Source organism: Neptuniibacter sp. 1_MG-2023 (assembly GCF_030547185.1).
Classification (GTDB): Bacteria; Pseudomonadota; Gammaproteobacteria; order Pseudomonadales; family Balneatricaceae; genus Neptuniibacter.
Window position 1 is genome coordinate 55888 of the sequence record NZ_JAUOQR010000014.1, and the last position, 6630, is coordinate 62517.

The 6630-nt window shown below is 41.6% G+C and carries 7 protein-coding genes and 1 pseudogene; 6 read left to right on the forward strand and 2 right to left on the reverse strand.

The window, feature by feature from the left end; genetic code table 11:
• Nucleotides 1–32: 32 nt before the first annotated feature.
• The 5 genes from Q4492_RS14030 to Q4492_RS14050 all read left to right on the forward strand — a co-directional run bounded on the left by Q4492_RS14030 (nucleotide 33) and on the right by Q4492_RS14050 (nucleotide 3595).
• Nucleotides 33–281 (forward strand): hypothetical protein, encoded by a 249-nt coding sequence (locus Q4492_RS14030; RefSeq protein WP_303419165.1) that lies wholly within the window; start codon nucleotides 33–35, stop codon nucleotides 279–281.
• Nucleotides 281–1432: a cupin domain-containing protein gene (locus Q4492_RS14035; protein ID WP_303419167.1), complete on the forward strand. Its 1152-nt coding sequence runs from the start codon at nucleotides 281–283 to the stop codon at nucleotides 1430–1432. Before Q4492_RS14030 ends, Q4492_RS14035 begins: the two co-directional genes overlap by 1 nt.
• A 520-nt stretch (nucleotides 1433–1952) precedes the next feature.
• Nucleotides 1953–2366: a nucleoside diphosphate kinase regulator gene (gene rnk / locus Q4492_RS14040; RefSeq protein WP_067865564.1), complete on the forward strand. Its 414-nt coding sequence runs from the start codon at nucleotides 1953–1955 to the stop codon at nucleotides 2364–2366.
• A gap of 69 nt (nucleotides 2367–2435) precedes the next feature.
• The gene (locus tag Q4492_RS14045) at nucleotides 2436–2831 is read left to right on the forward strand and encodes a DUF2391 family protein (RefSeq protein WP_303419172.1); all 396 of its coding nucleotides are present in this window, start codon (nucleotides 2436–2438) and stop codon (nucleotides 2829–2831) included.
• Between the two features lie 422 nt (nucleotides 2832–3253).
• Nucleotides 3254–3595 carry a hypothetical protein gene (locus Q4492_RS14050; protein ID WP_303419174.1) on the forward strand — a complete coding sequence of 114 codons (342 nt, stop codon included), beginning with the start codon at nucleotides 3254–3256 and terminating at the stop codon, nucleotides 3593–3595.
• Nucleotides 3596–3707: 112 nt separating this feature from the next.
• Here Q4492_RS14050 and Q4492_RS14055 read toward each other — a convergent pair whose 3' ends face one another.
• Nucleotides 3708–4580, reverse strand: a complete 873-nt coding sequence (locus Q4492_RS14055) for a hypothetical protein (RefSeq protein WP_303419177.1) — start codon at nucleotides 4578–4580, stop codon at nucleotides 3708–3710.
• 272 nt (nucleotides 4581–4852) lie between these two features.
• Nucleotides 4853–5797 carry a LysR family transcriptional regulator gene (locus Q4492_RS14060; protein ID WP_303419180.1) on the reverse strand — a complete coding sequence of 315 codons (945 nt, stop codon included), beginning with the start codon at nucleotides 5795–5797 and terminating at the stop codon, nucleotides 4853–4855.
• A gap of 177 nt (nucleotides 5798–5974) precedes the next feature.
• Here Q4492_RS14060 and Q4492_RS14065 point away from each other — a divergent pair.
• Nucleotides 5975–6630: pseudogene (locus tag Q4492_RS14065) on the forward strand (isocitrate lyase); the annotation flags it as partial.

Genomic DNA, 6630 nt, shown 5'->3' on the forward strand with positions numbered 1-6630 from the left:
CATCACTGAACGATTACTTGAGACCAAATACGATGGAAGACACTCTACAATCTTTATTAAAACAAACGGATGAACTTCGTGCTGGCATCAAACAGATGCAGGACGAATCAAAAATGATGGGCTACAACGCTGTAGGTATACGCCAAAGCGCCGAAACAATTCAAAAGTGCCTTAAAAAAGTAGGGAATAATAAGATTGCAGCTTTAGCCAATCGTGATAAACGTAAAGTGTATGACGAAATGGAGAAAGCCGTTGAAGAGTTAATGGAGTTTATAAAGTAGTGAACTCCCCATTTGGCGATATCAGTGTAGAAACCTTTCTACGCGAGTACTGGCAGAAAAAGCCGTTGCTCATACGTAATGCTTTTCCTAACTTTGAAGCCCCAGTAAGCCCTGACGAGCTAGCAGGCATGGCCTTAGAAGAGGAAGTAGAATCACGTTTAATTATCCAGTCCCCAGATGGCAAAGACTGGAAACTTGAACATGGTCCTCTGAGCGAAAGTACTTTTACAGATCTACCGGATAGCCATTGGACACTCTTAGTGCAATCGGTCGATCATTGGATTCCCGAGGCTAATGAGCTATTAGAATATTTCCGCTTTGTACCGAACTGGCGACTTGATGACCTTATGGTAAGTTACGCTACTGATGGTGGCGGGGTTGGCCCTCATTACGACAATTACGATGTATTTTTAATCCAAGCATCGGGGACTCGACGCTGGGAAGTTGGTGGTACTTATGGCGAAGACTCACCCCGCCGTAACGATGTCCCCGTTATGATTCTCCCTGAATGGATCCCCGAACAAAGCTGGGATTTAAATCCAGGTGACATGCTCTACGTCCCGCCTCGGCTTGGCCATAATGGTTACGCCATTGGGGATGACTGTATGACCTACTCCGTAGGCTTCAGAGCGCCCTCCCATCAAGAGATGATGGCAGACTTCACTGACTATCTAGACAATATAACTACCGCTGAAGACCGCTACAGTGATGCTGATCTGAAACAGCAAGATAATCCAGGTGAAATCACCCGCGAAGCGCTAGATCGCGTAAAAGCGATTATGCACGAATATATCGACAGCCCTGAACTCCTCGCCCACTGGTTTGGTCAATTTATGACAGAGCCCAAAAACCAGGAACAAGGTGCAGATCAAAGTTGCGAGCTAGATGAAGCTGAAATTAAACAATTGCTAGATGACGAGACTCCTTTATGCCGAAGCGAAGGCTCTCGCTTTGCTTTTAATAGAGTAGATAATCACTTTATCCTTTTCGTCGACGGTAAAGGCTGCGCCTGTAGCCAAGGTCAGATTCAATTAGCGGAAAGTTTATGTGCAAATTTATACCAAGAAAAAATAGATCCTAGTGAAGAAAATATTGAACTACTCAAGGCATTACTTCTACAAGGCTCTGTCTACTTCTTAGAAGATGAATAGATAGCCCAACCTGAGCTAAAGACAAACACTGCTAGCCTGCTTGTCTTTAGCTCTCTCCCTCTCTGAGCTATAAAAAAACCGCTCGAACATTCAATAAATCATCATTTTTAAACTAGCTTTTAAACACAACATCAGCTAGCTTAGAGTTGAGTAAGATTAAAAGAATAATCCTCTGATATTCACAAAAACCTCTGTAAAACGAAAACAAAGATGAGAATAAAATTTCATTAAAAACATATAGTTAAATCTAACACATAATGTAAACATTATACCTTTAGCCTTACCGATTCTTAGATTAACCTGATAGCTATTCCATAATTATTTTTTGAACAGCAGATATCAAACCAATACTAAAGAAGAGACTAAATGGATATAGCGATTGCCCAACCTTATTGATACAAGGTTATGGTCTGTCATTACATTGAATAGAGGGCGGTCATAAAAGATGAACAAAAGCTTTTATGTATCTGTGTGAATATTTAATAACAGATTGCTTCAAATAATACCTTGAGAGAGAAAAATGAACACAAGGCCAGAAATAACAATTACTTCATTAGATGCAGATCGGCTCTATAATTTGATTGAGTCCCTGCCAAAAAACAGCTTTGCCGGCCAAACGGAGCTAGAAGCTGAACTTGAACGGGCCAATGTCGTAGCGCCTGACGAAGTTCCGCCAACAATCGTTACCATGAACTCGACCGTTAAATTTGTTATCGAATCAACTAATGATGAGTTTGAACTAACCCTCGTTTACCCAAAAGATGTAGATGCTGACGGTCAAAAGATTTCTATATTAGCACCCATTGGTAGCGCCCTCTTAGGCCTATCTATAGGAGATGAAATCGAATGGCCAAAACCTGGTGGTGGGGATCTAAAAGTTAAGCTAACAGAAGTATTATACCAACCAGAACGAGCGGGCGAGCTCCATCGTTAACATATAGCCCATAAATAGCTGCTGAGGGTTACACACTCTCAGTAGCTAAGTGATTCAATAGGAACTCACATGAAGTTAAGTTTTAACGTTGAAGACGCAAGTCAGATATTTGTAGGCGCTTTTGCGCTTGCTGTACCTATATCATTTTCTGAAGAAGCTTGGCGATTAGGCGAAACCCTACCCGGTTATAACCTATTGATGTTGTTTATCCTATCCATCACTTTTCTTGGCCTTTATACCTATGAGAGTGTATTTCAAACCGATGTTAAGGCTAGAAAGCTTGTCTTTATATCCCGAATCGCCATCGCATACCTTATGACTGCGCTTGTAGTAGCCTTAGTCCTATTTTGTCTTAACAAGCTTCCATTATTTGAAGATCCGCTGACATCCTTTAAACGTATTATTGTAATCACTATGCCTGCTTCAATGGGGGCTATTGTCGTCGACAGTTTTGATAAGGAGTGATCTCACACTAACAAGATTCGTGCTAAATGAAGAAGTTAGCCTAAAAAGCCAAACTTAACGCAATAAGGATAGAATGAAATCAGCCAATATACTGATTAAAGCCACTGTAATTTGCCTAGTGCCCCTACTTGCCTGTTCGATCTACTACACAAGCGAACGACTTAGTGACACCCACACTTTTATCTATGTGGCCGCTCAAATGGCACTACCTATACTACTTATCAGTTGTGCTTACATTGCAAATCTAGTTGCATTAGGTAATTGCAAAGGTTGGCGTCTCTACTTGTCATCCTCTTCAATAATAATTTCAGCATTTATTATTGCCAGTATCTGGCTATAAGCCATCCCGACAATAAAATGCATGAACAAAGAACCCTGTACAACTTACCCCGTAACAGCTACACACTAGGGCATATAAACCGATGATCTCAGAAAACAACAGCCAACAAGAGAAAGTAGTCGAATCTAATCCCTCTTTAGAATCAGAGATCAATTCAGCCCGTATAAACGCACTTGAGTTAAAGCTAGAAACCTTATCGATTATTACAGAGTCACTCTGGAATCTACTTGAGGATAGTGAGTTAGATCCTAGATCGGACCTCAAAAAAGAGATGGCAAAGGTCATCTCTGATCGAGCGGAACGCGATACAATCACAGTACACTGCCCCGCTTGCGATTCCCAAGAAAAAGCGAACTCAGGCTACTGTCGGCATTGCGGAGAAAAGCTAAGCTATTCAGGGGAGATATCCCCTTTCGATTATTAATAGCCCGTCATCAAACCTTTTAGACAATAAAAAGAGGCCTGCAAGCAGACCTCTATATCTTGTCCATAATCGTCTATTTTTGTCTAAAACAGACGAGCTAAAAAGCTTTTATTTATGGTTCAATTTTATAAACATCAATACGCTGTGAGAACATTAAAGGTACAAATAAAAGGTCCCCTTTCGAGGAAAGATCACCGGTAAACTTCTTAGGTTCATTAAAAAGTAACTCTAGCTTTTGGTCTTTATATTTAAAAATATTGCCATTCATCCAGTCACTAACAAAGAGCGCACCCTTTATCTCAGCAATACCATCAAGGTTACCAAAGGCTTCCGCATTTTTATAAGCGGTTATCTGTTTCGTATCTCTATCAATAATAGAAAGGCCGCCTAGAACATCCGTTGTAAAGTCCTCGTGCAGACCCGTACCCCAAGTAGCAACAGTTAATTGTCCATGATTAAAAAGAAGTCCATTAGGATGGGGTAGCGCCTCAGCCGAAATCCACTTAGTCAGTGCGTCATTTTCATAACGATAAACACCACCACCAAGAATATCACTCAGGTAAACAACACCTTTATCATCAATAACTACATCGTTCAGCATAACACTGCCTTCAGCTTTGATTGATTTAACCAGTTCACCTTTTTCATGATCAACAATATGCATTTGCTGCATATCAGCAACATAGAGATATTTCTCATCCATTGCTAACCCTTTAGGTGCGTCCATTCCATTAACCCAAACGTGACGAATAACCTTACCTTCATCCGATAACAGACTAATATAACCTTTACCGTTTAAAGCAGCAGGATGGCCATTAACATTGGAAACAAAAAGCAATGGCTTTGTTGGATGCACTAAAACCGATTCAGGCTCATCAAAACCTTCTAAACTCCATGCTTTATCAGGCGCCGCTAAAACCACATTAGCACTCAGTGCTAAGCAAGCCATAGCAACCGATAATGTTTTTTGTAATTCTTTTTTCACAATGTTCACCCTAAATAATAAAATCAATCAACAGGTTATCTTAGTCTTAAATTCGATAAGCGCTAATGAGAAGACATAAAGTCTTTACTGGCTCGATAAGCACCCTATCAAAGATATAAATATACTTATAACAGATTAACTAAAGTACGCACATCTGTAATTGAATGATTATCTAAAAATCCGACAGCCCGTCAGTTTTTACTACCTAATGCTTTGAATAACGTCACAATACTAGAAAGTGAAACGGGCGCAATTCCCCTTACAACCAGAAGTTATTCAGTATGATTTTGTGCTACTTCAGTAATGACACGGCGTATCCATTGATGCGCCACGTTATGCTGCAGAAGCGGACTCCAAGCCATTTTCAGTTCAAATTCAGGCACATCAAAAGGTGGCGTTTTCATCACTAAACGCGAGTTATTCGATTGGGACTGGGCTGCCGCTTTAGTCGGTATAGTGGCGATTAACCCTTTTTCCTCAGCCAACAACGCTGCTGATTGATAATGGCGCGTAAAAACGGAGATATGACGCTTCGCATGTAACTTCTCTAATGCCTCATCAACCCAACCTAAACGTTTAGTATCCTTCGGCGTAATCCCCATTCCAGCCCCCATCCCTGTTTTACTAACCCAAACATGGCGTGCAAGCAGGTAAGTTTCTAAACGGAAATCATCGGCTATAGGGTTATCAACGGAAAAAAGGCAGGAAAAGCTGTCTCGCCATAATGTTTTCTGATGAAATGATTGTGGCATCGTATCAAAGCGGTTAATCACCAAGTCCACAAGCCCCTGCTCCACCTCCTGAAAACTCATATCACTCGGTGTAAGAATATCCAATACAATATTAGGTGCTTCTTCCCTTAGGCGGTTTAAGAGTCGCGGCATTAACGTCGACTCACCGTAGTCGCTGGTCATAATACGAAATACACGATCACTGGACGCTGCATCAAAATTGGCTGCCGGCTCAATTACCTGCTCAACCGATGCTAATACCTGCCGCAATAGGGGCTGGAGACTTTGGGCTCGCTCAGTCGGCGCCATCCCTTCACTAGTTCTTACCAGCAAAGGATCACCGAATGTTTCGCGCAAGCGACGCAGGCCATTACTCATAGCAGGCTGCGTTATACCTAATAAACTGGCAGAGCGAGTGACATTACGTTCACGTAATAAAATATCTAAATACACTAATAAATTTAAGTCGATCTTATCCAAATTCATAGCAACGCCGCATAAACACTGAAGAAAGCTAATAATACCACATCTACATTCACACAATAAATACTGCAAATAAGAGCCATTTATTTCAATTATGCGTCTCCACACACTAAAATCCACATCGAAACTATTACAAAGGGCAACACAAAACGTTGCTCGAACATTATGGAAGGAATGAGCATGTCTACACTAAACAAAGACATTGAAACTATCTCTGCTGCAAAAGCAGCTGCTGGTAGCCCTTGGGACGCTATCAATCCAGAATCTGCTGCACGTATGCGCGCTCAGAATAAATTCAAAACTGGCCTAGACATCGCTCAGTACACTGCAGACATTATGCGTGCTGACATGGCAGCATTTGATAAAGACAAATCCTTATACACTCAGTCATTAGGTTGCTGGCATGGTTTTGTTGGTCAGCAAAAAATGATCTCCATTAAGAAACATTTCGGTGGCAAAACTGACCGTCGTTACTTGTACCTTTCTGGTTGGATGGTTGCTGCGCTACGCTCTGAATTTGGTCCTCTTCCTGACCAATCTATGCACGAGAAAACAACCGTTGCTCACTTAGTTGAAGAGCTTTACACCTTCCTACGTCAAGCTGATGCACGTGAACTAGGCGGCCTATTCCGTGAACTAGACGCTGCACGTGAAGCAGGCGATTCTGCTGCTGAAGCTAAAATCCAAGATCAGATTGATAACCACGTGACTCACGTTGTGCCAATCATTGCAGATATCGATGCAGGTTTCGGTAACGCAGAAGCGACTTACCTAATGGCTAAGCAGATGATCGAAGCCGGTGCTTGTGCACTGCAGATCGAAAACCAAGTAGCTGA